This window comes from Rhizobium sp. BR 250, assembly GCF_047445855.1.
In the GTDB taxonomy this organism is placed as follows: domain Bacteria; phylum Pseudomonadota; class Alphaproteobacteria; order Rhizobiales; family Rhizobiaceae; genus Agrobacterium; species Agrobacterium tumefaciens_I.
This window is the reverse complement of sequence record NZ_JARWKW010000019.1, coordinates 1-24,822: the sequence shown is the minus strand read 5'-3', so window position 1 is coordinate 24,822 and position 24,822 is coordinate 1. Positions and strand designations below refer to the sequence as shown.

27 protein-coding genes and 2 pseudogenes are annotated in these 24,822 nt (G+C 61.2%); 16 read left to right on the top strand and 13 right to left on the bottom strand.

All coding sequences use genetic code 11. From position 1 onward, the window contains the following. Positions 1-104 precede the first annotated feature (104 nt). From QD336_RS22920 to aidB, 13 genes are all read left to right on the top strand, one after another. Positions 105-407: an urease subunit gamma gene (locus QD336_RS22920; protein ID WP_063948239.1), complete on the top strand. Its 303-nt coding sequence runs from the start codon at positions 105-107 to the stop codon at positions 405-407. A 12-nt stretch (positions 408-419) separates the two neighbouring features. Then, positions 420-677, top strand: coding sequence for a DUF1272 domain-containing protein (locus QD336_RS22915; protein WP_499172271.1), 258 nt, complete (start codon positions 420-422; stop codon positions 675-677). Between the two features lie 21 nt (positions 678-698). Continuing rightward, complete coding sequence (locus QD336_RS22910; protein ID WP_063948241.1) at positions 699-1,004, top strand: urease subunit beta; 306 nt, start codon at positions 699-701, stop codon at positions 1,002-1,004. 1 nt (position 1,005) lies between these two features. Further along, positions 1,006-1,362, top strand: coding sequence for a GFA family protein (locus QD336_RS22905; RefSeq protein ID WP_499172270.1), 357 nt, complete (start codon positions 1,006-1,008; stop codon positions 1,360-1,362). 9 nt (positions 1,363-1,371) lie between these two features. Then, positions 1,372-1,791, top strand: a complete 420-nt coding sequence (locus QD336_RS22900) for a lysozyme inhibitor LprI family protein (protein WP_499172269.1) — start codon at positions 1,372-1,374, stop codon at positions 1,789-1,791. Between the two features lie 5 nt (positions 1,792-1,796). Continuing rightward, positions 1,797-2,441: a Urease operon accessory protein gene (locus QD336_RS22895; RefSeq protein ID WP_499172267.1), complete on the top strand. Its 645-nt coding sequence runs from the start codon at positions 1,797-1,799 to the stop codon at positions 2,439-2,441. Positions 2,442-2,445: 4 nt separating this feature from the next. After that, on the top strand, positions 2,446-4,155 hold the full coding sequence (ureC, locus tag QD336_RS22890) for an urease subunit alpha (protein WP_269340321.1): 1,710 nt from the start codon (positions 2,446-2,448) through the stop codon (positions 4,153-4,155). Between the two features lie 12 nt (positions 4,156-4,167). After that, a complete protein-coding gene (locus QD336_RS22885) occupies positions 4,168-4,833 on the top strand; it encodes a TIGR02117 family protein (RefSeq protein WP_499172265.1) in 666 nt (221 codons plus the stop codon). A gap of 154 nt (positions 4,834-4,987) precedes the next feature. Next, positions 4,988-5,524 (top strand): peroxiredoxin, encoded by a 537-nt coding sequence (locus tag QD336_RS22880; RefSeq protein ID WP_499172264.1) that lies wholly within the window; start codon positions 4,988-4,990, stop codon positions 5,522-5,524. Between the two features lie 349 nt (positions 5,525-5,873). Beyond that, positions 5,874-6,365: an urease accessory protein UreE gene (ureE, locus tag QD336_RS22875; RefSeq protein ID WP_173987519.1), complete on the top strand. Its 492-nt coding sequence runs from the start codon at positions 5,874-5,876 to the stop codon at positions 6,363-6,365. A gap of 3 nt (positions 6,366-6,368) precedes the next feature. After that, entirely contained in the window at positions 6,369-7,040 is a 672-nt protein-coding gene (locus tag QD336_RS22870) for an urease accessory protein UreF (protein WP_269340324.1), read from the top strand. Positions 7,041-7,294: 254 nt separating this feature from the next. Beyond that, positions 7,295-7,906, top strand: a complete 612-nt coding sequence (gene ureG / locus QD336_RS22865) for an urease accessory protein UreG (RefSeq protein WP_003520595.1) — start codon at positions 7,295-7,297, stop codon at positions 7,904-7,906. Between the two features lie 3 nt (positions 7,907-7,909). Continuing rightward, positions 7,910-8,734 carry an AidB family quorum-quenching N-acyl homoserine lactonase gene (gene aidB / locus QD336_RS22860; protein ID WP_269340326.1) on the top strand — a complete coding sequence of 275 codons (825 nt, stop codon included), beginning with the start codon at positions 7,910-7,912 and terminating at the stop codon, positions 8,732-8,734. A 72-nt stretch (positions 8,735-8,806) separates the two neighbouring features. On the opposite strand, the gene QD336_RS22855 is transcribed toward aidB, so the two are convergent. From QD336_RS22855 to QD336_RS22810, 10 genes are all read right to left on the bottom strand, one after another. Further along, on the bottom strand, positions 8,807-9,496 hold the full coding sequence (locus QD336_RS22855; protein ID WP_269341372.1) for a Crp/Fnr family transcriptional regulator: 690 nt from the start codon (positions 9,494-9,496) through the stop codon (positions 8,807-8,809). 455 nt (positions 9,497-9,951) lie between these two features. Further along, positions 9,952-13,272: an efflux RND transporter permease subunit gene (locus QD336_RS22850; RefSeq protein WP_499172263.1), complete on the bottom strand. Its 3,321-nt coding sequence runs from the start codon at positions 13,270-13,272 to the stop codon at positions 9,952-9,954. Positions 13,273-13,285: 13 nt separating this feature from the next. Next, positions 13,286-14,473 (bottom strand): efflux RND transporter periplasmic adaptor subunit, encoded by a 1,188-nt coding sequence (locus tag QD336_RS22845; protein ID WP_499172261.1) that lies wholly within the window; start codon positions 14,471-14,473, stop codon positions 13,286-13,288. A 503-nt stretch (positions 14,474-14,976) separates the two neighbouring features. After that, complete coding sequence (locus tag QD336_RS22840) at positions 14,977-15,969, bottom strand: ABC transporter substrate-binding protein (RefSeq protein WP_499172260.1); 993 nt, start codon at positions 15,967-15,969, stop codon at positions 14,977-14,979. Between the two features lie 21 nt (positions 15,970-15,990). Continuing rightward, a complete protein-coding gene (locus QD336_RS22835) occupies positions 15,991-16,863 on the bottom strand; it encodes an ABC transporter permease (protein ID WP_499172258.1) in 873 nt (290 codons plus the stop codon). After that, complete coding sequence (locus QD336_RS22830; protein WP_499172257.1) at positions 16,860-17,735, bottom strand: ABC transporter permease; 876 nt, start codon at positions 17,733-17,735, stop codon at positions 16,860-16,862. Before QD336_RS22830 ends, QD336_RS22835 begins: the two co-directional genes overlap by 4 nt. A 225-nt stretch (positions 17,736-17,960) precedes the next feature. Beyond that, positions 17,961-18,755 (bottom strand): ABC transporter ATP-binding protein, encoded by a 795-nt coding sequence (locus QD336_RS22825; RefSeq protein WP_269340332.1) that lies wholly within the window; start codon positions 18,753-18,755, stop codon positions 17,961-17,963. Next, entirely contained in the window at positions 18,752-19,189 is a 438-nt protein-coding gene (locus QD336_RS22820) for an NUDIX hydrolase (protein ID WP_269340333.1), read from the bottom strand. Before QD336_RS22820 ends, QD336_RS22825 begins: the two co-directional genes overlap by 4 nt. A gap of 3 nt (positions 19,190-19,192) precedes the next feature. Continuing rightward, positions 19,193-20,650, bottom strand: coding sequence for a dihydropyrimidinase (hydA, locus tag QD336_RS22815; protein WP_269340335.1), 1,458 nt, complete (start codon positions 20,648-20,650; stop codon positions 19,193-19,195). Beyond that, a complete protein-coding gene (locus QD336_RS22810) occupies positions 20,647-21,894 on the bottom strand; it encodes a Zn-dependent hydrolase (RefSeq protein WP_499172255.1) in 1,248 nt (415 codons plus the stop codon). Before QD336_RS22810 ends, hydA begins: the two co-directional genes overlap by 4 nt. Positions 21,895-22,154: 260 nt before the next feature. On the opposite strand from QD336_RS22810, the gene QD336_RS22805 reads away from it, so the two are divergent. The 3 genes and pseudogenes from QD336_RS22805 (at position 22,155) to QD336_RS22795 (ending at position 23,638) form a co-directional block, all read left to right on the top strand. Then, on the top strand, positions 22,155-22,796 hold the full coding sequence (locus QD336_RS22805; RefSeq protein WP_499172254.1) for a TetR family transcriptional regulator C-terminal domain-containing protein: 642 nt from the start codon (positions 22,155-22,157) through the stop codon (positions 22,794-22,796). A gap of 253 nt (positions 22,797-23,049) precedes the next feature. After that, positions 23,050-23,373, top strand: a pseudogene (locus QD336_RS22800) (DUF2325 domain-containing protein); the annotation flags it as partial. Continuing rightward, complete coding sequence (locus QD336_RS22795; protein ID WP_269340341.1) at positions 23,354-23,638, top strand: hypothetical protein; 285 nt, start codon at positions 23,354-23,356, stop codon at positions 23,636-23,638. The pseudogene QD336_RS22800 and the gene QD336_RS22795, both read left to right, overlap by 20 nt. Positions 23,639-23,645: 7 nt before the next feature. Here the strand turns inward: QD336_RS22795 and QD336_RS22790 are convergent, their stop codons facing one another. The 3 genes and pseudogenes from QD336_RS22790 to QD336_RS22780 form a co-directional block, all read right to left on the bottom strand. Next, entirely contained in the window at positions 23,646-24,011 is a 366-nt protein-coding gene (locus QD336_RS22790; RefSeq protein ID WP_499172253.1) for a DUF423 domain-containing protein, read from the bottom strand. Continuing rightward, entirely contained in the window at positions 24,008-24,409 is a 402-nt protein-coding gene (locus tag QD336_RS22785; protein WP_269340343.1) for a globin domain-containing protein, read from the bottom strand. Before QD336_RS22785 ends, QD336_RS22790 begins: the two co-directional genes overlap by 4 nt. A gap of 149 nt (positions 24,410-24,558) precedes the next feature. After that, positions 24,559-24,822, bottom strand: a pseudogene (locus QD336_RS22780) (phosphomannomutase); the annotation flags it as partial.

Genomic DNA, 24,822 nt, shown 5'->3' with positions numbered 1-24,822 from the left:
TCGGATCGCCCCGTGACAGGCATCCCTCGGGGTCTGTCAACAAGTCGGATCTGTCTGCCGCAATCGCGCTGTTTGCGGAGCAGGTGCCAAGCTGCGGGACGACGATGAATCTTAGCCCAAGAGAAAAAGACAAGCTGCTGATTTCCATGGCCGCCATGGTGGCGCGTCGCCGGCTGGAGCGCGGCGTGAAGCTGAACTATCCCGAAGCGATTGCGCTGATTACCGATTTTGTGGTCGAGGGTGCCCGTGATGGCCGTGCCGTTTCCGATCTGATGGAAGCCGGCGCGCATGTGATTTCCCGCGATCAGGTGATGGATGGCATTGCCGAGATGATCCACGACGTGCAGGTGGAAGCGACCTTTCCCGATGGCACCAAGCTGGTGACCGTTCACGAACCGATCCGGTAAAGGGAGACAGATTTGGCGCTGGAACTGAGGCCCAATTGCGAATGCTGCGACCGCGATCTCGCGCCTGACAGCCGGGATGCGATGATCTGCTCGTTCGAATGCACCTTCTGCGCCGATTGCGTGAACGGCGTGCTGAAGGGCGCCTGCCCGAATTGCGGCGGCGAACTGGTGCGCAGGCCCGTTCGCCCGGCGGAAAAACTCGTCAACAATCCCGCGTCGACACGGCGCGTCCTGAAGGCCGAAGGCTGCGTTGCCGCTACCGCCGCCTGAGACAGAAACAAGGGGAGCACCATGAAGCCAGGCGAAATCATTGCCGCAGAAGGCACCATCGAACTGAATGCCGGCCAGCCGACGGTGACGATCGAGGTGGCCAATTCGGGCGACCGGCCGGTGCAGGTGGGCAGCCACTATCATTTCTTCGAAACCAATGCCGGGCTCCTGTTCGACCGCGACAAGGCACGTGGCATGCGTCTCGATATTCCGGCTGGCACGGCGGTTCGTTTCGAACCCGGCCAGAAGCGGGAAGTGACGCTGGTGCCGCTTTCCGGCAAGCGTGAGGTTTATGGTTTCCGTCAACAGGTCATGGGGAGGTTATGAAATGGCGACGGCGCATTATCATGGAAGCTGCCAGTGCGGCAGCGTCAGCTTCGAGGTCGATGCGGATCTCGATCATACCGTCATCTGCAATTGTTCGCGCTGCAAGCGCCTGGGCTCCACGCTCGCCTTTGCGCCGCGGGAGCAATTCACCCTGCTTTCCGGTGAGGACAAGCTGAGCGAATATCTCTTCAACAAACACAAGATCCACCATTTTTTCTGCTCCACCTGCGGCATTGAAAGCTTTGCTTATGCCGATGGGCCTGACGGTACGCCGATGGTGGCGGTGAACGCCAATTGTCTCGATGGTGTCGATCCAAGGGCGCTGAAATCGCAGGCTTTTGATGGCGCGGCGGCCTGAGCGATGGTGATGAACCCGCAAAATTTCCGTTTGGCCGTCGCGGCGCTGCTGTTTCTGACGGGCAGCGCGGCAGGCCCGGCGCTTGCCGACGACGCGCCCGATTGCAAGGCGCCGCAGACGCAGGCGGATATGACTATCTGCGCCGGCAAGGACCATGAAAAGGCCGACAAGGATCTGAACGCCGCCTATCAGAAGCTTCGCAAGCAGCTTGCCGAGCGCGACAAGACGGCCGACGCAAGCAGCAAGGGGGCGACCGACGCCCTGGTGACAGCCCAGCGCGCATGGGTGGCTTTTCGTGACGCCAATTGCGCGCTCGCCGGTTTTCAGGCGCGCGGCGGCACGATGGAGCCGATGCTGATCGCTTCCTGCCTCGCCGATATGAGCAGCAAGCGCGCCAATGAATTGCGCCAGCTGTCGGAAGGTTTCTGAACGGCATGGGGCGGCGGATCATGATTGTCGGAAACGGGGAGCTGCCGCCGGGCGTGGCTGATTTCATCGATCTTTCCGACATTGTCATCCGCTTTAATGATTGCCGGTCGCTGGGCGCCGGCGGCAGTCGCACGGATGTGGTGGCCGTCTGCAATACCGGGCGGCCGGGCCGCGAGATGACGGAGGGCAGCGACTGGCGCGAAAGCGACGGCGTGCGGCAGGCCTCCACCATCTGGTCGGTGCGTGATCCTGCGAAGTTTTCAGAGATGGAGCCGGATATCCGCGCGCGCTGGCCGGAGTTGACCGATTTCTGCGCCGATTATACCCCCGGTTTTGCGGCAATCGCTGCGGAAACCGGCAAGAGCCATATCGTCATTCCTCGTGGCGTGCATGAGCGGCTTGATACGGCGCTCGCGGCCTATGCCCCGGCACCCTATGTCTGCCCCAGCACCGGCCTTTTTGCCATTGCCCATGTTCTGGAGAGCGTGAGCGACGATGGTGATGAGGTGGCGATTGCCGGTTTCGGCCATAGCGGCTGGAGCGGCCATCCATTTGCTGCCGAACAACAGCTGGTCGAAACCCTCACAAACGAGGGCCGGCTGACACGAATTTCTCCCACATCGATTTTCTCCGCGTCCGAAGGAGCCTGAGCCCATGCCATACAAGATTTCCCGCGCCGCCTATGCCGGCATGTTCGGCCCCACCGTTGGCGACAAGGTGCGTCTTGCCGATACCGAACTCTTCATCGAGATCGAGAAGGACCACACGACCTATGGCGAGGAAGTGAAATTCGGCGGCGGCAAGGTCATTCGCGACGGCATGGGCCAGAGCCAGGCGACGCGGGCGGAAGGGGCTGTGGACACCGTCATCACCAATGCCGTCATCGTTGACCATAGCGGTATCTACAAGGCGGATGTGGGGTTGAAGAACGGCCGCATCCACGCCATCGGCAAGGCCGGCAACCCGGATACGCAGCCGGGCGTGACGATCATCGTCGGCCCCTCGACGGAAGCGATCGCCGGCGAAGGCAAGATCCTGACCGCCGGCGGTATGGATGCGCATATTCACTTCATCTGCCCACAGCAGATCGAGGAAGCGCTGATGAGCGGCGTGACCTGCATGCTGGGCGGCGGTTCCGGTCCCGCCCATGGCACGCTCGCCACCACCTGCACCGGCGCATGGCATATCGAGCGGATGATCGAGAGCTTCGATGCTTTCCCGATGAATCTGGCGCTGGCCGGCAAGGGTAATGCCTCGCTGCCGGCACCGCTGGAAGAAATGATCCTTGCCGGCGCCTCCTCGCTGAAGCTGCATGAGGACTGGGGCACCACACCGGCCGCCATCGACAATTGCCTGACGGTCGCCGACGAATATGACGTGCAGGTGATGATCCACACCGATACGCTGAATGAAAGCGGTTTCGTGGAAGACACGGTCGCCGCCATCAGGGGCCGCACCATCCATGCTTTCCATACCGAAGGAGCGGGCGGCGGGCACGCGCCTGACATCATCAAGGTCTGCGGCAACCCGAATGTCATTCCGTCTTCCACCAATCCGACGCGGCCCTATACCGTCAATACGCTGGCCGAACATCTGGACATGCTGATGGTGTGCCACCATTTGTCGCCGTCCATCCCGGAAGACATCGCCTTTGCCGAAAGCCGCATCCGTAAGGAAACCATCGCGGCGGAGGATATCCTCCACGATATCGGCGCGTTTTCGATCATTTCGTCGGACAGCCAGGCCATGGGCCGTGTCGGCGAGGTGGCGATCCGCACCTGGCAGACCGCCGACAAGATGAAACGCCAGCGCGGCCGCCTGAAGGAAGAGACCGGCGAAAACGACAATTTCCGGGTGCGCCGTTACATCGCCAAATATACCATCAACCCGGCCATCGCTCAGGGTGTGAGCCATGAGATCGGCTCCATCGAAGTCGGCAAACGTGCCGATCTGGTGTTGTGGAACCCGGCCTTTTTTGGCGTGAAGCCTGAAATGGTGCTGCTCGGCGGTTCCATCGCCGCAGCCCCAATGGGCGATCCTAATGCCTCCATTCCCACACCGCAGCCAATGCATTATCGGCCGATGTTTGCCGCCTATGGCAAGCTGCGCACCAATTCCTCGGTCACCTTCGTTTCGCAGGCGTCGCTGGATGCCGGCCTTGCCCAGCGCCTCGGCGTTGCCAAGAAGCTGCTGCCGGTGAAGAATGTACGCGGCGGCATTTCCAAGGCGTCGATGATCCACAATTCGCTCACCCCGCATATCGAGGTCGATCCCGAGACTTACGAGGTGCGGGCGGATGGCGAGCTTCTGACCTGCGAACCGGCGACCGTGCTGCCGATGGCGCAGCGTTATTTCCTGTTCTGACGGCGTTTCGTCTTGAGAGGTTTCATAAGATGGATCGGCAGCGCGGTGCTGCTGATCGTCGTGCTTCTTGTGCTCGGCACCGTCGTGCCGCGCCCTTTTTTCGCCGATGACGGAAACGGCGCGAAAGATCGCGAAATTCTGCTGTTGTCCAACCCGATCCACACCGATATCGCCCTGCCGGTGGATGACGATCTGCGGCGGGTGTTCGCCGAATTGCAGGAGGATGGCATTGCAGTCAATCATCCGGCTGCTGCCTATCTGGTGTTCGGCTGGGGCGGCCGCTCGTTTTACATTCAGACGCCCACCTGGGCCGATCTGAAGCCGATGCCGGTGCTGCGCTCGTTCACGCTGGACAGTTCCGTCATGCATGTGGATGTGACCGGGAATTTTCCCGCCGATCTGGCCGGGGTGACACGTCTTCACATTTCCGAAGCGGGGTATCAGCGCCTTGTCGAGGGCATCGGGGCAAGTTTTGCCAGAAACGATGATAAAGTTCAGCTTGTGCCCGGCGTCGCCTATGGCCTGACGGATGCGTTTTTCGAGGCCAATGGCTGGTTCAATGCGCTGGTCGGCTGCAACACCTGGTCGGCCGCCATGTTGCGGCAGGCCGGTATTCGCACCGGCTGGTGGACGCCATTGCCGCCGCTGTTGCGCTGGTCGGTCGAGCTCCACAACTAATCAATGTGCAGTGTGGCGTTTCGCTCATTTGACGTCTGGTAGTCGGATTTTTATGCTGCACCGCAATGCATCTTGCGCTATGGAAGCGGCAAAAGAATTCCGCGTGGATCGATCCCAAGTGGTCCGCGTAAAACGCCAGAACAGGAGACAAGACATGCTCGGCAAAAAAGTGCCCGCCGTTACCTTCCGCACGCGCGTTCGCGATGAGGCCGTTGGTGGCCCGAACCCGTTCCGTTGGCAGGACGTGACCTCTGACGATTATTTCAAGGGCAAGAAGGTCGTGCTGTTTTCGCTGCCCGGCGCTTTCACGCCCACCTGCTCGACCTACCAGCTTCCCGATTTCGAAAAGCTGGCCGGTGAATTCCGTGCGCTCGGCATCGATGAAATCTATTGCCTGTCGGTCAACGACGCCTTCGTCATGAATGCCTGGGCCAAGGGCCAGAACCTCGAAAACGTCAAGGTCATTCCGGATGGCTCGGGCGAGTTCACCCGCAAGATGGGCATGCTGGTCGCCAAGGACAATCTTGGTTTCGGCATGCGCTCCTGGCGTTACGCCGCCGTCATCAATGACGGTCTGGTGGAACAGTGGTTCGAGGAAGAGGGTTATTCGGATAATTGCGAATCCGATCCTTACGGCGTTTCCTCGCCGCAGAACATTCTCGAAAACCTGAAGGCACGCGCCGCGGCCTGATTTCGGTTTCATGATTTTGTGAAGGCCTGGCAGCGATGCCGGGCTTTTTCTTTTTCTGAGGTGCTGCTTTCTCGCGCGACGGCCTCTCCAAGCTCCGTCACCCGGACCTGATCCGGGGTCCAGCGCGATCAAGTCTTTGATCACGTGGGAGTCTTTTCATGGCGCAGACGCGCTGTGGCTGGATGCCGGGTCAAGCCCGGCAGGACCGAGGAGAGGTTTCCAGGTAACGTCAACCCTCCGAGCCGACGATGCCATTGCCTTTTCAACCTTATGAAATCGCGCCTTGAAATCACCCCGCCTATCCGTCAAAAATCACCTTCCCAAGACTGTTTCTGAAACGGATCATCCCATGCTGCGCGTCACCTCCTATCACCCCGCCGGAACCCCCGGCGATGAGCCCTCCGGTTATGTCACGCTGGCGCATGACCAGCGGCATCTGCGCCGCAAGCTGCTGCATCTGCAGAATGACGAGATGGTGATGCTGGACCTGAAGGAAGCCGTGCTTTTTGCCCATGGCGACCTGCTGGTGGTGGAAAACGGTGATCTGATCGAGGTTCGTGCGGCGGATGAAAAGCTGTTCGAAATCAAGGCTAAGGATCGGCTTCACCTGATCGAGCTCGCCTGGCATCTGGGCAACCGGCATCTTTCCGCCCAGATCGAGGAAGAGCGCATTCTCATCCTGCGCGATCACGTCATCCGCGCCATGCTGGAAGGCCTCGGCGCCACCGTGCGGGATGTGGAGGAACCTTTCCAGCCGGCACGCGGCGCCTATCACGCCCATGGCGGTCACTCCCATGGCCATGATCACGGGCATGGCCACCACCATCATGACCACGGCTGAGGAATGAGCGAAGATCGCGGCGTTGCCGCGCTGCTGCGGCTCATGGCCTGGATGTCGCCGGCCTTTCCGGTCGGCGGTTTTTCCTATTCCGGCGGGCTGGAAAAAGCCGTGGAGGACGGGCGTGCGCGTGATGCCGCGGCGCTTCACGGCTGGGTGGAAACGCTGCTGTGCCATGGCAGCCTGTGGAACGATGCGGTGTTTCTGGCACATGCCTGGCGAAGCTCAAAGGATGGCGTTGCGTTGAGCGAAGCGGCGGATCTTGGCCGCGCGCTGGCCGGTTCGGCGGAACGTTATCGCGAAACGGTGCTTCTGGGAGATGCCTTCATTGCCGCTGCCGGCGCGTGGCCGCATGCGGTTCTGGAGCTGTTGCCGAAAGAGGCGCCTTATCCTGTCGCCACAGGTGCTGTGGCTGCCGGCCACGGAGTGCCGTTGCGTGAAACAATTGCCGCTTTTCTGCATGCCGGCGTTTCGCAGATTGTTTCGGCCGGTATCCGTCTTGGTGTTGCCGGGCAAAAGGATGGCGTTGCGATTCTTGCCGCAAGCGAGGGGGTGATCGCGGAGGTGGCGGCACGGGCGGTGCAATCCACGCTCGACGATCTCGGCAGTGCGACGATCATCGCGGATACGGCGGCGATGCGTCATGAAACACAGGGCACGCGGCTTTTCCGCTCCTGAGGGGAGCGCCATAGCAATCTATGGAGCGAGCGGGTGCCACGCGTTTCTTCTCCCCGCCGGGGAGAAGTCCGCGGCAGTGGGATGAGGGGGCGAGGGTGCGATCTATCGCTGGCGCTGCCCACTCTCCGACCCTTCGGGCCACCATCTCCCCGGCGGGGAGAAGAAACAGGCGGCATGGTTCTTGCTTGCCCTTGAAGCGTCGGTCCAAGGCATTATGGTTGAAAACACCAAAGCATAGCGAAGGGAACAGAGTGATGAAATCGGGTAATGGTCCGCTGCGCGTCGGCATTGGCGGGCCGGTGGGTTCCGGCAAGACGGCGCTGACGGAAAAGCTCTGCAAGGCGATGAGCGCCGATTATTCCGTCGCCGTCGTCACCAATGATATCTATACCAAGGAAGATGCCGAGGCGCTGGTGCGCATGCAGGCGCTGCCTTCCGAACGGATCGTCGGTGTCGAGACGGGCGGTTGCCCGCATACCGCCATCCGTGAGGATGCGACGATCAATCTGCAGGCGATTGCCGGGCTCAATGCGCGGTTTCCCGATCTCGACGTGGTCTTCATCGAATCCGGCGGCGATAATCTCGCGGCGACCTTTTCGCCTGATCTTGCCGATATCACCATCTATGTGATCTCCGTCTGCCAGGGCGAGGAAATTCCGCGCAAGGGCGGGCCGGGTATTACCCGCTCCGACCTGCTGGTCATCAACAAGAAGGACCTCGCGCCCTATGTCGGCGCCGATCTGACGGTGATGGACAGCGATGCGACCCGCATGCGCAACGCCATGCCCTTCGTCTTCACCGATATGAAGCGCGGCGATGGCGTTGATCGTATCGTCGGTTTCCTGAAAGAGCAGGGTGGTCTCTGAAATATGGCCATGTCCCGCCGTTTCGGCGCTTACGAGGTTTCCCGTTTTGTCGATGGCGTCTACAAGGCGCCGGTTGGCCATCTCCTCCACCGTCAGGGTGCCGAAGCGTTGGCTGCGGCCCTTGCCGGACATCAGGGCGAAACGGTGGATATGGACGTCAACTGTTTCGCGCTCTCTGGGCCTGATGGCGTTTTTCTGATCGATGCCGGTTGCGGCACCGCCTGGGGCGCTGGTTATGGCCACGCCCGGGCGGCCATGATCGATGCCGGAATTCAGCCTGCCGATGTCAGCCGTGTTATCCTCACCCATATTCACGGCGACCACGCGCTGGGGTTGATCGATGGCGACCGGCCCTATTTTCCCAACGCGGACATATGGGTACCCGAGGCCGATCTCGGCTTTTTCTCCAGCGCGGATGCGCGCAAGACCTTGCCGCCGGCCCGGCAGGGCGGCTTCGATCTTGCCGCAAGGCTGCTCGATGTTTGCGGGGCGATGCTGCTGCCTATCCCCATGGGCAAGATTGACGACGACATCGAGGCGATCGCCATGCCCGGCCACACGCCGGGGCATAGCGGCTATCTCATCGGCAGCGGCGATAACCGGCTGTTATTGTGGGGCGATGTGCTGCATGTGAGCGAATTGCAGGCGAAGGATCCGGGCGTCGGTTTCGTCTATGATATCGATGCCGCGCTTGCTTACGAAACACGCCTCAAGGCGCTGGCTGAAGTGGCCGATCACGGCTTACTGGTTTCCGGCGGCCATCTCGGCGGGTTTTTCCGTGTGGAGCGGCAGGGAGACAGCTTCCGCCTTTTGCCGCAGCCGGCGTGATCTCCGCTTTTCCGGAATGCTGAAGGGCGGCATGCCGGCTGGCATCCCGCCCTTCTTCCTCTCCCGGTGTTTTCAAATCTGCTTCAGCGCCGCGACGTCATTGACCTGCACGATGCGGCCGCGCACGGTGACGCCGGCCTTTTTCAGAGCAGAAAAAGCGCGTGACAGCGCTTCCGGCGCAAGGCCGAGCTTGCCGGCAAGCAGGCTTTTCTGGAACGGCAGCCGCAGCGAAAAGGATGTGGCGTCGCGCGGACCCTGATTGATGAGGTAATGGGCGACGCGCTGCGGCGCCGTCTGCAGCCGGTCATTGGCAATGCAGTCCATGGTGGAGAGCAGGCTGTTGGACAGGCAGCGCATGACGGCCTTGGCGATTGCTGGTTCCTGATCGATCAGGCTGCGGATTCGTGTGAGTTCGAAACGCGCCACGGTGCAGCTTTCCGCCGCCTGCGCACTGTAACGATAGGTATCGCTGCCGAAGATCAGGCATTCGTTGAAGGTATCGCCGGGGCCGCTGACGCGCACATCCGCCTCGCGCCCGTGCCGGTCCAGCCGGTAAAGGCGGACATAACCCGACAGCACGCAGTAAAAATGCTGCGCCGGCTCACCTTCTTTGAAGAACACATGGCGGGCGCTCACATTGGTGATGGCCGCCGCCTCCATCAGCTTCAGCGCCGCCGCGTCATCCGCTATCCCGATCAAGGGTGCGCGCAGCAGAATGTTCCTGTCCCTGTTGCTCAGCTTCACGGTCTTGTTCACGTCCATCCGGCTCCCGCTCAAACCTTTTGCCGGGCTGTCCGAAGCGACACGAAACCGGGGAAGTTCCTTCTCCCTCACGCCTATCTGCAAAGAACTCATCGCATTTTTCCTCGACCGGCAATTCCCGATGCGAGGGAGACTAGCAGTTCACCTGAAAAGCGAATTGATTTCGATCAAACGGGGTTTGATGGGGTTTGTGGGAGCGGAAATGTGATCGGACCTGCTCCGGAGCACAGGGGAAAGTATGGAGCGGGTGGGTGCGGCATGTTTCTTCTCCTCGAGGGGGCAGAAGGTCGCGGCAGCGGGATGAGGGGGCGAGGTTCGAGATATACGGAGAGCTAGCCCCTCATCCGACCCTTCGGGCCACCTTCTCCCCGGCGGGGAGAAGAAACAAGCGGCGGCGCTGTGCCACAAGCAAGCCAAAATAAAAACGCCGGGCACAAGGCCCGGCGTTGCAGCTTTCACTCCGCAGCGAGCGGCGGTAGTCGCAATATATTGCTGCCCTTGTCACTGGCCTTGTCGCCGGTGCCCTTTTCCATGCTGGCGACCCGGGCCTCCAGCGAGGAGAGCGCCAGGCTGTTCTCGTGGGCGATCTCCGAGAGTTTCTCGTTGGAGAGAGCCTCTTCCTCCACTTCCTTCTTGCCGACGAAGCGGCCGAAGAGGTGGGCGAGCAGGCGCGACAGGTCGTCCATGATCAGGAAGAAGGCGGGAACCACGATCAGCGACAGAACCGTCGAGACGATGATGCCGCCGATCACCGCGATCGCCATCGGCGCGCGGAAGGAACCGCCTTCGCCGACGCCGAGTGCCGAGGGCAGCATGCCCGCCGACATGGCGATGGAGGTCATGATGATCGGGCGGGCGCGCTTGCGGCCGGCCTCCACCATGGCATGCACCCGTTCCATGCCGTGACGGCGCATTTCGATGGCGAAATCCACCAGCAGGATGGCGTTCTTGGTCACGATGCCCATCAGCATCAGGATGCCGATGAGAACGGGCATGGAGAGCGCGTTCTGCGTGATGATGAGAGCGACCGCCACGCCGCCGATGGCAAGCGGCAGCGAGAACAGGATGGTGAAGGGCTGGATGACATCCTTGAACAGCAGGATGAGCACGACCAGCACCAGCATCAGGCCAAGCAGCATGGCGTTGACGAAGCCCTGCTGCATTTCGCCCTGCACCTTGGCGTCGCCGCTTTCGGCAAGGCGGACGCTTGCCGGCAGGTCGGTTTCCGACACGATGCGCTTGAATTCGGCCGTCGATGTATCGAGCGCCGTGCCGAAGGGCACGTCGGAGCCGATGGAGACGACGCGGTTGCGGTCGTTGCGCTTGATCGAGCTTGGACCTTCCGAATAGTCGATATCGGCGACGCTGTAGAGCGGCACCAGCGACCCGGAAGCGGTCTTGATCTTCAGCGCGCGGATGGTGGCGAGATCGCGGCGGGTATCGAGCGAAGCTTGCACGCGGATCGGGATCTGCCTGTCATCCAGCGAGATCTTCGTCAGCTGCGCATCGATATCGCCGATGGTGGCGACACGCACGGTCTGCGAAATCTGCTGCGGCGTGATGCCGAGGCGGGCGATTTCATCCTTGCGCGGGCGGATCTGCAGTTCGGGACGGGGCAGAGCACCTTCCGAGCTGACGTTGGCGAGGATGGGCGAGGCGCGCAGGCGGCTTTCAAGAATGCCGACGGCGTCGTTCAGATCCTTCTCGTTGGTGGAGAGGAAGTTGAAGGACAACTCGCGTTCCGCGCGGTCGTTGAGCTTGATGATGCGGACATCCGGAATGCCGCGCACCTGGGCAAAAATATCCCGCTCCACATCCCATTGCGGACGTGTACGGCCCTTTTCCTCCACCTTCGGCAGATATTGGCCGATGAGCGGAATGGAGCCGAGACCCTTGTTGACCACCAGCTTGAGCAGCGAATGGTCGATATGCTGCAGGATGACGTTGACGGTGGCACGGCGCAGCTCCAGGTCGCCCTTGGGCGAGGCGCCGCCGAGGATGAAGACGCTTTCGACGCCGTTGATGTCACGCAGCGCATGATAGATCTGCGTCGTCGTGCGATCGGTTTCGTCAAGCGTCGCATTGGGCGGCAGTTCCACCGAAAGCGTGACGCGTGAGGCATCATCCGGCGGCAGGAAGCTGCCCGGCACCTGGGCCAGAAGCATGACGGAGGCGACGAGGAAGGCAATCGCGCCGAGCAGCGTGAGATACCGCGCCCACCATTTGCGGGTGGTGGCGGTGACCATGCGCGTATAGGCCTTCATCAGCCGGCTGTCATTGTCGTGGTGGTCGTCCATCGCGTCTTCGGCGCGCATCAGATAGGCCGCCATCAGCGGCGTGATGAGGCGGGCCACTGCCAGCGAGAAGAACACCGAGAAGGCGACGGTGAGACCGAACTGGATGAAGTACTGGCCGGGAATGCCGGGCATGAAGGACACCGGCACGAAGACGGCGATGATGGTAAAGCTGGTGGCGATGACGGCGAGGCCGATTTCGTCCGCTGCTTCCAGTGCCGCGCGATAGGGCGTCTTGCCCATCTTGATGTGGCGGGCGATGTTCTCGATTTCCACGATGGCGTCATCCACGAGAATACCCGTGGCGAGGGTCAACGCGAGGAAGCTGACGAGGTTGAGCGAGAAGCCCATGATATCCATGATCCAGAAGGTCGGGATCGCGGAGAGCGGCAGGGCAACTGCGGCAATCAGGGTTGCGCGCCAGTTGCGCAGGAAGAGCAGGACCACGATGACGGCGAGGATCGCGCCTTCGATCAGCGTGTCGAGCGCCGCCTTGTAGTTGCCATAGGTGAAATAGACCGCATCATCGACCATCTCTATCGAGACATCAGGATGGGCCTTGCGCACCTGTTCGAGGCTCGCCGCCACGGTTTCGGCGACCGAGACCTCGCTCGCACCCTTGGAGCGGAAGACCGCGAAGGTGACGGCGGGGTTGCCGTTGAACCGCGAGAAGGACTTCTGTTCCTGATAGGTGTCGGTGACCGTGCCGAGCTCGGAAAGCTTGACGAAACGGCCGTTGGAAAGCGCGATCGTGGTGTTGGCAAGCTGGCTCACATCGCGTGTGTCGCCGAGCGTGCGGATCGTCTGCTCGTTGCCGCCCACCTGGCCGCGGCCGGAACCGAGGTCGATATTGGTGCCGCGCAGCTGGCTGTTCACTTCGGTGGCGGTGATGCCATAGGCGTCGAGCTTTTCGGGGCTCAGCGACACGCGCACCTCGCGGTCGGCGCCGCCATAACGGTCGACCTTGCCGATGCCGGACTGGCCCTGCAGCGAACGCTTGATCGTGTCATCCACGAACCAGGACAGTTCTTCCAGCGTCATGTTCGGCGAGGAGACGGCAAAGGTCTGGATCGCCTGTCCCTCGACGTCGATCTTGCTGACGACCGGCACTTCGATATCGGCGGGCAGATCGCTGCGGATCTTGTCGATGGCGTCCTTGGTGTCCTGAACCGCCTCTTCAGTCGGCTTTTCGATGCGGAAGACGACCGTCGTCGTCGACTGGCCGTCGACCACGGTGGACTGGATTTCGTCGACGCCGCTGATGGCGGCGACGGCATCCTCGATCTCCTTCGTCACCTGCATTTCCAGCTCGGAGGGCGAAGCGCCGCTCTGGGTTACTGTGACGGCCACGACGGGAACGTCGATGTTCGGAAAACGGGTGATCGGCAGGGTGTTGAACGCCTGCATGCCGAGGATAATCAAAAGCGCGAAGCCGAGCAGCGGCGCAATCGGGTTACGGATTGACCATGCGGAAAAGTTCATTTCATTCCCTCAGTCAGTTGGACGCAGCCGTCTGGGCTTCCACCGGTCTTATCCGGTCACCATCACGCACGAATGCCCCAGCCTTCTCGACAACCTTGTCTCCAGCGGCAAGACCGCTGACAATCTCGATGAAACCACTGTCTTCTATGCCGGTTTCGATCTTCACCTGCTTGACGACGTCGCCTTCCACCTTGCGGGTGGTCGAGCCTTCACGTCCGGAGGTGACGGCCGACAGCGGCAAAGCGAGTGCATTCGTCTCTTCGACGATGATGGCCGCGCTGGCATACATGCCGGATCGCGCCGGGCTGTTTTCCGGCAGCACCACATGCACGGAACCGAGGCGTGTCGTCGGATCGACGGTGGGCGAAACGAGGCGCACCTTGCCCACTATTTTCTCAGCTCCGCCGGCAACCGTCAAATAGGCTTTCTGGCCGACCTTCACCTTCTGGATGTCGGTCTCGGACAGATCGGCGACGAGTTCGATCGCGCCGTCCTTGATGACGGTGAAAAGCGGGTTGCCGGCGCCGCTGGCAATCGCGCCGACCTTGGCATTCTTGGCCGAAACGATGCCGGCGACCGGGGTTTTCACGCCGGTGCGTGTCAGCTTCAGGTCGACGTCGGCAATCTGCGCATCAACCACCTTGATGTCGGCCTCGCCGGCGGAAACGGCTTGTTTGGCCGCATCGAGGCGGGCCTGCGCAACTTGAGCGGCGGCCTCGGTCTTTTCCGTCTCGGAGACGGAACCCGAACCGCTCTGGCCGAGCTTGGCGGCGCGGTCGCGCTGGCGAACAGCGTCAGCCAGATTGGCCTGCGCTTCAAGCACCTGCGCCTTCGACTGGGTGACGGAAGCTTCCGCCTTGGCCTTGTTGGCCTCAAGCTGGCTTTTCTGCAGCACGAGGCTGTCGGAGGAAAGCACGGCCAGAACCGCATTCGCTTCCACCCTGTCGCCGATATCGGCGTTCAGCGTGTCGATCGACAGGCCGTCAACCAGCGGCTGGACATAGATTTCATCGACCGGGCGGATGGTGCCGGTGGCGATGATGCGGTCCACGAGATCACGTTTTGCGGCATGCGCGACGATGATCGAGGGCAGGTTCTGCTGTTTTACCGGCGCCTCTCCTTCGGCTGCTGCGGAAAGGGGGAGCGCCGTTGCGGAAAGAAGCAGGAAAACGAAGCGGTTAAACGTGACTTTATGCTGCATGTGTCTTGGCTCGCGCAATATCCGCTCACATGTCCTGCGGCTCGGGGCCGTATCTTAAAAGGTCATGCGATGGCGAATGTGAAACAAGGGATCACAATACTTCCTTTTCGATCCTCCCGATTCAAGCGCCCCTCAACGCGAATCTTAAGCACCTTTGCCCCGTGCTTTTTTTACAAGATCAAATTTGGCAGTCTTGTGGGCGGGACTGTAATTCTTGTTGCGGTACAAATCAATCCGCATAGCCGCTATGGTTGATATACATTTTTGTATAGGCGCAGATGTTGTAATTCGCTGGAGGGGTTACCAATACAACCCAACGGCGCTTGAGTCACGGGCGCGAAAAATACCCTCGTTATGCCGGACTTGATCCGGCATCCAGCCACGGCGCGTCTGCGCCGTGAAAGGACTTTCCTGCGATCAAGGACTTGATCGCGCTGGACCCCGGATCAGGTCCGGGGTGACGGCGTGCGGATACTCCCGCGTCTTCGCTTGCCTGCCGCGACCTACTTCAGCGCCGCGTCGGTGATTTCCGTGGTGTAGGCCCCTGCCGGCTCCTTGGTGATGACCGGATCGGAACCGCCGCCGAGCAGCGTTTTTACCGTGCGTTCGTAATCCGCCTTGTCTAGCGCGCCCTTTGAGCCGGCGGTGAGTTTCGCCACTTCGCCCATCATGCGCTTCTGGTGCTTTTCGGTCTGGGCGCCCGAGGCGTCGTTTTCAAGAACGATATCGGCGGCATCGTCAGGGTTTTCTTCCGCCCATTTCCAGCCCTTCATCGAAGCGCGGACGAATTTGACCATGTCTTCCTTGAACTTGGCGTCCTTGAGTTTGTCTTCGAGAACGTAAAGCCCGTCCTCAAGCGTCGCCACGCCTTCATCCTCATATTTGAAGGTGACGAGTTCCTCCGGTTTGAGGCCGGCATCGATGACCTGCCAATATTCATTATAGGTCATGGTGGAAATGCAGGCGGCCTGCTTTTGCAGCAGCGGATCGACGTTGAAGCCCTGTTTCAAAACCGTGACGCCATCCGCACCACCGGTGGTCGGGATTTTTAAGTGCGCCATCCACGACAGGAACGGATATTCATTGCCGAAGAACCAGACGCCCAGTGTCTTGCCTTTGAAATCATCGGGCTTGGTGACACCGGTTTCCTTGAGGCAGGTCAGCATCATGCCGGAGGACTTGAACGGCTGGGCGATGTTGACGAGCGGCACGCCCTTTTCGCGCGTCGCCAGTGCAGACGGCATCCAGTCGACGATCACATCCGCGCCGCCGCCGGCCAGAACCTGTGCGGGGGCGATGTCCGGGCCACCGGGCTTGATATCGACATCGAGACCTTCAGCTTCGTAAAAGCCCTTGTCCTTGGCGACGTAATAACCGGCGAATTGCGCCTGGGTCACCCATTTCAGCTGCAGGGTGATCTTGTCGGCGGCCTGAGCCCCGAATGCGGTCAGGAGTGACGCGCCGGCAAGAAGCATGGATGCAAGTTTCATTTTCATCGCTGTTCCCTTTTTCGTTATTTACGTTCGTCCCCCACGGACGGACGGATGCCAGAAGGTGACGGCCCGCTCTGCGAGCGCCACGAGACCATAAAAGCCGGAGCCTGCGAGCGCGGCGACCGCGATCTCGGCCCAGACCATGTCGACATTGCTGCGGCCCATTTCCGCCGAGATGCGGAAACCCATGCCGACGATGGGTGTGCCGAAAAACTCCGCGACGATGGCGCCGATCAGCGCCAGCGTGGAATTGATCTTCAGCGCGTTGAAGATGAAAGGCCACGCGGCGGGCAGGCGCAGCTTCACCAATGTCTGCCACCAGCCGGCGGCATAGGTGCGCATCAGGTCGCGTTCCATGTGGCTGGAAGCGGCAAGGCCCTGCACCGTGTTCACCAGCATGGGAAAGAAGGTCATGATGACGACAACGGCGACTTTCGACTGCCAGTCGAAACCGAACCACATGACCATGATGGGGGCGATGCCGACCACCGGCAGAGCGGAGACGAAGTTGCCGATGGGCAAGAGCCCGCGCTGGAGGAAGGGCGAGCGGTCGATGAGGATGGCGACGAGGAAACCGAGGCCGCAGCCCATCACGTAACCGGTCAGCACCGATTTGATGAAGGTCTGGCGGAAATCCGCCCAGAGGATCGGCAACGAGCCGAGAAGGCGCGCGAGGATGGCGCTGGGCGCTGGCAAGAGGATGGGCGGCACGGAAAAACCACGCACCACACCTTCCCAGAGCACCAGAATGGCAAGGCCGAAGAGGAGCGGCACGGTGATGCGGCTGATGCGCTTTCCCGAGGAGGAGGTGAAGTTGCGCCGCACCAGCCATTCGTTGAAGGCCCAGGCGGCAAGCCAGAACAGGATCGCGCCGATAAACCAGAAGGGGTTCGTCATGGCCGTGCCCCCATTCTTTTCAGCACCGCGGCGTGGGCGATGCCGATGATCGAGACCAGGAGCGCCGCAACACCGGCAGCCATGAACAGCGCCGCCCATATCTGCACCGTCTGGCCATAATAGGACCCGGAGAGAAGCCGCGCGCCGAGCCCGGCGACGGCCCCCGTGGGCAATTCGCCGACGATGGCGCCGACCAGCGCGATGGCAATGGCGATCTTCAGCGAGGTGAAGAGATAGGGCAGTGCCGAAGGCCAGCGCAGCTTCCAGAAAATCTGGCCCGGTGAGGCATTATAGGTGTGCATCAGGTCGAGCTGGAGGGTTTCTGGGCTCCTGAGGCCCTTCACCATGCCGACGACGATCGGGAAGAAGGAGAGATAGGTGGAGATCAGCGCCTTGGGCAGAAGCCCGGAAATGCCGATGGAGTTCAGGACGACGATAATCATCGGCGCGATGGCGAGGATGGGGATCGTCTGGCTGGCAATGATCCACGGCATGACGGAGCGGTCCATGGCGCGATTATGGATGATGGCAACGGCAAGCAGGATGCCGAGGACCGCGCCGATGGCAAAACCGAGCAGGGTTGCCGAAAGCGTGATGCCGGCGTGGTAGATCAGGCTGCGCTTGGAGGTGATGGCCTTGTTGACCGTCGTATCCCAGAGTTCGGCGGCGATCTGGTGCGGGGCGGGGAGGACCGGGCGTTCCTGGGCGAAGGTTTGCGGCAGGAGTTCGAAGAAACCCGGCGTCTGGCCGGCGCGGGTGGCCTGGTCGCGGGCGAAGGGCATGTTGAGATAGATGACGGCGAGGTGCCATAGGAAGAGGATGGCGAGGAGGACGGTGAGGATGGGGAGGATGCGGTGGCGGAGGAGGGTCATGGTTTTTCGCTCCGCTGCTCAGTCCGAGGGTGCGGTTTACCCCCCTCTGTCCTGCCGGACATCTCCCCCACAAGGGGGGAGATCGACTCGCGGCAGGATCTCGACCATCTCGACGCTTGTGGATGGAGTGTTAGTAGCGCCGCTTGCCGATCTCCCCCCTTGTGGGGGAGATGCCCGGCAGGGCAGAGGGGGGTAACGCTTGCCGCAACGGCGTCGGTTCCAGTATCACCCCTCATAGCCATGCCCCGCCTTCAACCCCTCACGCACCCGATGCGCAATCGCCAGAAACTCCGGCGTCTCGCGAATCTCCAGCGGCCTTTCCCGTGGTAATGTGGACTCGATCACATCCGTCACTCTCCCCGGTCGCGGCGACATGACGACGATTTTCGTCGAGAGATAGACCGCCTCCGGAATGGAATGGGTAACGAAGCAGATGGTCTTGCCGGTCGTGTCCCAGAGTTTCAGCAACTGTTCGTTCAGATGATCGCGAACGATCTCATCCAGCGCGCCGAAGGGCTCGTCCATCAAAAGCAGGTCGGCATCGAAGGCGAGTGCGCGGGCGATGGAGGCGCGTTGCTGCATGCCGCCGGAAAGCTGCCAGGGATATTTCCTACCGAAGCCGGTGAGGTTGACGAGGTCGAGCGTGCGGTCGATGCGTTCGCGCTGTTCGGCCTTGCTGTAACCCATGATTTCGAGCGGCAGGGCGATGTTCTTTTCGATGCTGCGCCAGGGATAAAGGGCGGCGGCCTGAAAGACATAACCGTAGGAGCGGTCCCTGCGGGCGTTTTCAGGCGTCGTGCCGTTGACGGTGATCTCGCCGGATGTGTGTTTTTCAAGATCGGCGATGACCCGCAGGAAGGTGGTCTTGCCGCAGCCGGAAGGGCCGATGAAGGAGACGAAATCGCCCTTGCCGACCTCCAGGTCGACATTCGACAATGCATGGACCGGGCCATCCCCCGTTTCGAAGGTGAGGCCCAGTTTTCTGGCGGAAACGACGGAATAGGAAGGGGCCTGGTTCATCTTGGCTGATTGTCGCTTTCCGAAAGTGCTGCGCGCGCAAGCGGCAGCATCTGGGTTTCCGTCAGTCTGGCGATCGTCACGCCGGGGTGGCTGTCGAGGTCGAGCCAGCGCACTTCCTCGATTTCCGCCTGTGGGGAGACATCGGCATCAAGCCTGGCGATGAAGGCATGGGCGACGACTTCGGCGCCGGTCTCATTGGCGGCTTCCTCGCGAAATATGCCCTCGTAACGCGTGGCATTTTCGGGCAGCGTCAGGCCGATTTCCTCGGCAAGCTCGCGGTGAAGTGCCTGTTCTGGCGTTTCGCCCGGATCGATCTTGCCACCCGGCTGCATGAATTGCGTGGTGCCGCGCTTGCGCACGACAAGCATCTGCCGGCGCTCGTTGAGGAGAATGGCGGCGGCGATGACGATTTCCCGTTTCGGCTTGCTGCTCATGGCTCACACACCCGATGCCGGGATGCCGCTGCGCTCCACCTTGCGCGGCGAAACCAGTTCTTTCCACGTGGAAAGCGCCCGGCTGACGGCGGGGTAAGGATCGCGGGCCACGAACCGGCCGTGGCCTTCCTGCGTTTCGATGGTGGCCTCCTCGATGCTGACGAGGCCACGCGACAGGGTGTAGCGTGGCAGGCCCTTGACCTTTCGCCCTTCGAACACGTTGTAATCGATGGCCGATTGCTGGTTGGCCGCGCTGATGGTCTTTGTAAGCGCCGGATCCCAGACGACGATATCGGCATCGCTGCCGACGAGGATCGCGCCTTTTCTCGGATAGATGTTGAGGATCTTGGCGATGTTGGTGGAAGTGACGGCGACGAATTCGTTCATCGTCAGTCGGCCGGTCGTTACGCCATGGGTCCAGAGCAGCGGCATGCGGTCTTCGAGCCCGCCGGTGCCGTTTGGAATCTTTCGGAAATCGCCAAGGCCGAAGCGTTTCTGCTCGGTGGTGAAGGCACAATGGTCGGTCGCCACGCATTGCAGCGAGCCGGAGGCGAGGCCGGCCCAGAGGCTGTCCTGATGCTGCCGGTTGCGGAAGGGAGGCGACATCACCCGGCGGGCGGCGTGATCCCAGTCGGCATTGGCATATTCGCTTTCATCGAGGATCAGGTGCTGGATCAGCGGCTCGCCATAAACCCGCATGCCGTTCTGGCGGGCGCGGCGGATTGCTTCGTGGGCCTGCTCACAGGAGGTGTGGACGACATAAAGCGGGGCGCCCGCCATATCGGCGATGATGATGGCGCGGTTGGTGGCTTCGCCTTCCACGGAAGGCGGCCGGGAATAGGCATGCGCCTCAGGCCCGACGTTTCCCTCCGCCATCAGCTTTTCCTGCATCTGCGCGACGATATCGCCGTTTTCCGCATGCACGAAGGGAATGGCGCCCAGTTCGGCGCAGCGCGAGAAGGAGGCGAACATCTCATCGTCATTCACCATCAGCGCGCCTTTATAGGCCATGAAGTGTTTGAAGGAGTTGATGCCTTTCTGCTGAACCACCGTCTTCATCTCATCGAAGACCTGTTCGCCCCACCAGGTGACGGCCATGTGGAAAGAATAGTCGCAATTGGCGCGCGTCGCCTTGTTGTCCCACCGGGTGAGAGCCTCAAGCAGCGACTGGCCGGGCTCCGGCAGGCAGAAATCCACCACCATGGTCGTGCCGCCGGCAAGGGCCGCCCGCGTGCCGCTCTCGAAATCATCGGCGGAATAGGTGCCCATGAAGGGCATTTCCAGATGCACATGCGGATCGATGCCGCCCGGCATGACATAACATCCGGTCGCATCGAGCAGCGTGCCGCCTGTCAGGTCAGGCCCGATCTCGGTGATCCTGCCGCCTTCGATCTTCACATCGGCCTTGTAGGTGAGGTCGGCGGTGACGATGGTGCCGTTTTTGATGATGGTGGCGGTCATTCGACGATCTCCGCAGTCTCAAGCACCGCATGCAGCAGCACATCGCAGCCGGCGGCCGCCCATTCCTGCGAAATCTCTTCCGCTTCATTGTGGGAAAGCCCGTCCACGCAGGGGCAGAAGATCATGGTGGAGGGGGCGACCCTTGCCGTCCAGCAGGCATCGTGGCCCGCGCCGGAGATGATGTCCATGTGGCTGTAGCCCAGTCTTTCGGCGGCAGAGCGCACGCGGCCCACCAGCACGGGATCGAAGGTGACGGGGTCGAAATGGCCGATGGCTTCGACGCTGCAGCCGACGCCGAGTTCTTCGGCGATACGAGGCACCTCGCGCTCGAAGATGGTGCGCATGCTGTCGAGTTTCGCCTGAGACGGCGTGCGGAGGTCGATGGTGAAGACCACCTTGCCGGGCAGCACGTTGCGGGAATTGGGTGTGAAGATCATCTGGCCGACGCCGGCGACGGCGCCCGGCTGGTGGGCCATGGCCACTTCCTGCACCTTTTCAAGAATGCGGGCGGCGGCCAGGCCGGCATTGACGCGCATGGCCATCGGTGTCGAGCCGGTATGGGCCTCCTTGCCGGTCAGCGTCACTTCCAGCCACCACAGGCCCTGGCAATGGGTGACGACGCCGATCTGCTTGCCCTGCGCCTCGAGGATCGGCCCCTGTTCGATGTGATATTCGAAATAGGCGTGCATCCTGCGCGCGCCGACCTCTTCTTCGCCCAGCCAGCCGATGCGTTTCAATTCTTCGCCATAGGTCTTGCCGTCGGTATCGGTGCGGCTATAGGCATAATCGAGATCGTGAATGCCGGCGAAGACGCCCGAAGCCAGCATTGCGGGCGCAAATCGCGCGCCTTCCTCGTTCGACCAGTTGGTGACGACAATCGGGTGTTTTGTCCTGATGTTGAGGTCGTTCAGGCTGCGAACCACTTCCAGCCCCGCCAGCACGCCAAGCACGCCATCGAACTTGCCGCCGGTCGGCTGGGTATCGAGATGGCTGCCGATATAGACGGGAAGCGCATCCGGGTCTTCGCCGGGGCGGGTGGCGAACATCGTGCCCATGCGGTCGATGCCCATGGTCAGGCCCGCCGCCTCGCACCAGCGCTGGAACAGGCGGCGGCCCTCCGCATCCTCATCCGTCAGCGTGCGACGATTATTGCCGCCGGCAATGCCGGGGCCGATCTTCGCCATGTCCATCAAACTGTCCCACAGACGGTCGCCATTGACCGTCAAGTTCTTACCCGCCGCCATGAAGTGTCGTCCTCACCTGTTTTGTTTTTATCGAAGCAAAGCTTGTGCCGTTCCCTTTTTTGCCGGTTAAGATAACAGCCATTGCCTAAAGATGGCGATGGGGGATAAATTGACCGGCTGGTAAACATTGCAAATTCGCAGTGATGTCAGCAAGGGAATTTCGTGACGAATCGCACTAATTTTGCCTAAACTGTGCGCGACGATTATTTTTTAAGCATACTGTGGCGGCAATTGCACCGAAAAAAAACAGAGAGTAGAGAATGGCCATACCGCGAGCAGCGAAAACACAGAAGCGGACCCGTATCCAGGAAGAAAAGCAGGAAGCTATCCTGGAGGCTGCGCTCAGTGTTTTTTCCACAAACGGCTTTCGCGGCTCCACCATCGACCAGATTGCCGAGGCGGCCGGCATGTCGAAACCGAACGTGCTTTATTATTTCCGCACCAAGGAGGCGATGCATCGCGCGCTGATCGAGCGGGTGCTGGATACCTGGCTCGACCCGCTCAGGGCTTTTGACGCCGAGGGCAACCCCGAAAGCGAGATCCGCTCCTATATTCGCCGCAAACTGGAAATGTCGCGGGATTTTCCGCGGGAAAGCCGCCTCTTCGCCAATGAAATCCTGCAGGGCGCACCGCATATCGAGGACGAGCTGAAAGGCCCGCTGAAGCAACTGGTGGATGAAAAAGTGGAAGTCATCCGCGCCTGGATCAAGGCCGGGCGGATCGCCAAATGCGATCCTTACCATCTTATTTTTTCGATCTGGTCGACCACCCAGCATTATGCGGATTTCGATGTGCAGGTGCGGGCGGTGCTGGGCGAAAAGAACGGCGGCGATGGTCGTTTTGAGGATGCGGCCCGGCATCTGGAGCAGCTTTTCATGGGCGGATTGCGGATAAGCGGCTGAACGCAAGGGTTCTCACGAATGGGTGATCGATTCTTTCTGCAGAAACATGAGGGAAATTATCACCTTTATACTTTACTCCAAAACTCATCTTTATTATGGTGCCGCTATCCCGAACGTCCGGGGCATGAAAAATCAACCGGCAGGTGAGGGAATGGCACGCAAGGAAAAGAAGAAGGCCGAACGCGGCGGCAAGCAGGGCAAGGGCGCGCCACAAACTGAAAAGGACGTGGCCGAACAGCAGCTTTCCGGTCCGAAAAGCTTTCTTTATGTCGGCGGCCGTGACTGCCAGGTCGCCCATCTTCGCCAGATCGCCAGCAATTTCGGCGCCGAGCTTATCCATCACGATGGCGGCCTGCGTGAGGCGGTCTCACGCATCGATACCGTGCTTCCCTCCGTCGACTGCGTTTTCTGCCCGATCGACTGTATCAGCCACGATGCGTGTCTGCGGGTGAAGTCGGGTTGCAAGAAATTCGGCAAGGCATTCATTCCGCTGCGCAATGGCAGCAAATCCAGTCTGGAGCGGGCGCTGCAGACGATGAATGAACGGACCTCGAACGATGAGCGACGAGCGCAATAATTTTAAGGGTGAAGAGCCGGCGGCCGAGGCCTGCTGCGTCGAACTGCACAAGATGGCCGGGCAGGCGGCCGATCCGGCCCTGACGGAACTCTATGAAATCGTCGGTGAACGCGAAAGGCGCAACCGCGCCGCCAGGATCGGCGGCAATGTCGTGACCTTTCCTTATCTGCGTACCCGCCAGCCGGGCGAAACGCCGCCCTTCGAACTTGGCGAGGCGGCGGAAAGAGGGCGCAACATCCTGCCTTTTGGGTGGATTCGCCGTTAAGGCCGGATCAGCCCTTTGGCTTCAAAAACGCTCCGGCGGAGAGTACCAGCCATCCGCCAATCATGCCGAGACCGCCCGTGGGCGCGGCGAAGGGGAACAGGCTGTGGCCGGAAAAATGCCGCACGACCAGATCGCCGACAAACACCGCCGTGCCGAGGCCGAGGATCAGGCCCGCCGGAATGGCGGTCCTGATGCGGTCCGCGCCGATATGGAGTGCCACCAGCACCGGCGCATGCGCCAGCGCCATGGCCGAGGCATTACCGAGCATATAGGTCTCACCCGTATGCGTGGCGGCGGCGGCCAGCATCACGCCCGCAGCTCCCAGCAGGCCGCCCAGCAGCAGAATGAAGGCGCGCAGTCTCTCGTGGGTCATGGATTATCCGCCTCCTGGTTCTGCATGTGAAAGGCCAGGCGTTCCACCGGTGCCCAGATGATCTCACGCAGCTTCGCATTCTCGATGGTCTCGTCCATGGCGCGGCGGAAGCACAGCAGCCATTCGTCGCGCTCGGCGGGGCCGATGGGGGCAACGAAATGGCGCCGCCGCAGCATCGGATGGCCGTGTTTTTCGACATAGACGGGCGGTCCGCCAAGATATCCCGTCAGATAATCGTAGAACTTCGCCTCGCTGCCGGAAAGATCGGCCGGGTGGATGGCACGGCAACGCGCCGCTTCCGGCAGCGTGTCCATCAGCTCATAAAAGCGCCGGGTGAGCGCCCTGACGGTCGCGTCGCCGCCGATCGCTTCATAAAGGGTAATGGTCTCGCCGCTCATCGTCCGCCTCCTTGGACCCTGCGGCCCTTATCGCTCTCGGAGGCGGGAAGAGCAACAGGGCAATGGCGGGGTGCGACATTGTGCTTCGAAGTTCTTTGTCGTCTTTCCGATGGTGGTTGAAAGCCAGCTTGCTTTCCGGAGGCACGGCGTCATCCTTGGGCGAAATTCCGGATAAGATCGAGGCCCTTATTCAGCAGCGTTTCGGCCTCGTCCTGGTTGGCGGCCTCTACGTAGCAGCGCATTTCCGGGGCGTTGCCGGAAGGGCGGAAATGGATGGTGCTGCCGTCGGTCAGTGCCACGCGCAGGCCATCAATGTCGCTCGTCGCCTTGACCGTGCCGACCGGGGCGAGGAAGTCTTCGAGATTGCCGCGGGAGGCGCGAAGATGCGCCATCAGGGCGGCGCTCTTTTCCTG

What these genes read in the sequence shown, in the direction of transcription:
- QD336_RS22785 (WP_269340343.1), bottom strand. Translation starts at nt 24,409, where the DNA reads ATGAGCGGCGAGACCATTACCCTTTATGAAGCGATCGGCGGCGACGCG.
- ureC (WP_269340321.1), top strand. Translation starts at nt 2,446, where the DNA reads ATGCCATACAAGATTTCCCGCGCCGCCTATGCCGGCATGTTCGGCCCC.
- QD336_RS22790 (WP_499172253.1), bottom strand. Translation starts at nt 24,011, where the DNA reads ATGACCCACGAGAGACTGCGCGCCTTCATTCTGCTGCTGGGCGGCCTG.
- ureE (WP_173987519.1), top strand. Translation starts at nt 5,874, where the DNA reads ATGCTGCGCGTCACCTCCTATCACCCCGCCGGAACCCCCGGCGATGAG.
- hydA (WP_269340335.1), bottom strand. Translation starts at nt 20,650, where the DNA reads ATGACCGCCACCATCATCAAAAACGGCACCATCGTCACCGCCGACCTC.
- QD336_RS22820 (WP_269340333.1), bottom strand. Translation starts at nt 19,189, where the DNA reads ATGAGCAGCAAGCCGAAACGGGAAATCGTCATCGCCGCCGCCATTCTC.
- QD336_RS22835 (WP_499172258.1), bottom strand. Translation starts at nt 16,863, where the DNA reads ATGACGAACCCCTTCTGGTTTATCGGCGCGATCCTGTTCTGGCTTGCC.
- QD336_RS22795 (WP_269340341.1), top strand. Translation starts at nt 23,354, where the DNA reads ATGAGCGACGAGCGCAATAATTTTAAGGGTGAAGAGCCGGCGGCCGAG.
- ureG (WP_003520595.1), top strand. Translation starts at nt 7,295, where the DNA reads ATGAAATCGGGTAATGGTCCGCTGCGCGTCGGCATTGGCGGGCCGGTG.
- QD336_RS22845 (WP_499172261.1), bottom strand. Translation starts at nt 14,473, where the DNA reads ATGCAGCATAAAGTCACGTTTAACCGCTTCGTTTTCCTGCTTCTTTCC.
- QD336_RS22825 (WP_269340332.1), bottom strand. Translation starts at nt 18,755, where the DNA reads ATGAACCAGGCCCCTTCCTATTCCGTCGTTTCCGCCAGAAAACTGGGC.
- QD336_RS22810 (WP_499172255.1), bottom strand. Translation starts at nt 21,894, where the DNA reads ATGGCGGCGGGTAAGAACTTGACGGTCAATGGCGACCGTCTGTGGGAC.
- aidB (WP_269340326.1), top strand. Translation starts at nt 7,910, where the DNA reads ATGGCCATGTCCCGCCGTTTCGGCGCTTACGAGGTTTCCCGTTTTGTC.
- QD336_RS22840 (WP_499172260.1), bottom strand. Translation starts at nt 15,969, where the DNA reads ATGAAAATGAAACTTGCATCCATGCTTCTTGCCGGCGCGTCACTCCTG.
- QD336_RS22895 (WP_499172267.1), top strand. Translation starts at nt 1,797, where the DNA reads ATGGGGCGGCGGATCATGATTGTCGGAAACGGGGAGCTGCCGCCGGGC.
- QD336_RS22880 (WP_499172264.1), top strand. Translation starts at nt 4,988, where the DNA reads ATGCTCGGCAAAAAAGTGCCCGCCGTTACCTTCCGCACGCGCGTTCGC.
- QD336_RS22870 (WP_269340324.1), top strand. Translation starts at nt 6,369, where the DNA reads ATGAGCGAAGATCGCGGCGTTGCCGCGCTGCTGCGGCTCATGGCCTGG.
- QD336_RS22830 (WP_499172257.1), bottom strand. Translation starts at nt 17,735, where the DNA reads ATGACCCTCCTCCGCCACCGCATCCTCCCCATCCTCACCGTCCTCCTC.
- QD336_RS22855 (WP_269341372.1), bottom strand. Translation starts at nt 9,496, where the DNA reads ATGGACGTGAACAAGACCGTGAAGCTGAGCAACAGGGACAGGAACATT.
- QD336_RS22920 (WP_063948239.1), top strand. Translation starts at nt 105, where the DNA reads ATGAATCTTAGCCCAAGAGAAAAAGACAAGCTGCTGATTTCCATGGCC.
- QD336_RS22905 (WP_499172270.1), top strand. Translation starts at nt 1,006, where the DNA reads ATGGCGACGGCGCATTATCATGGAAGCTGCCAGTGCGGCAGCGTCAGC.
- QD336_RS22805 (WP_499172254.1), top strand. Translation starts at nt 22,155, where the DNA reads ATGGCCATACCGCGAGCAGCGAAAACACAGAAGCGGACCCGTATCCAG.
- QD336_RS22910 (WP_063948241.1), top strand. Translation starts at nt 699, where the DNA reads ATGAAGCCAGGCGAAATCATTGCCGCAGAAGGCACCATCGAACTGAAT.
- QD336_RS22900 (WP_499172269.1), top strand. Translation starts at nt 1,372, where the DNA reads ATGAACCCGCAAAATTTCCGTTTGGCCGTCGCGGCGCTGCTGTTTCTG.
- QD336_RS22850 (WP_499172263.1), bottom strand. Translation starts at nt 13,272, where the DNA reads ATGAACTTTTCCGCATGGTCAATCCGTAACCCGATTGCGCCGCTGCTC.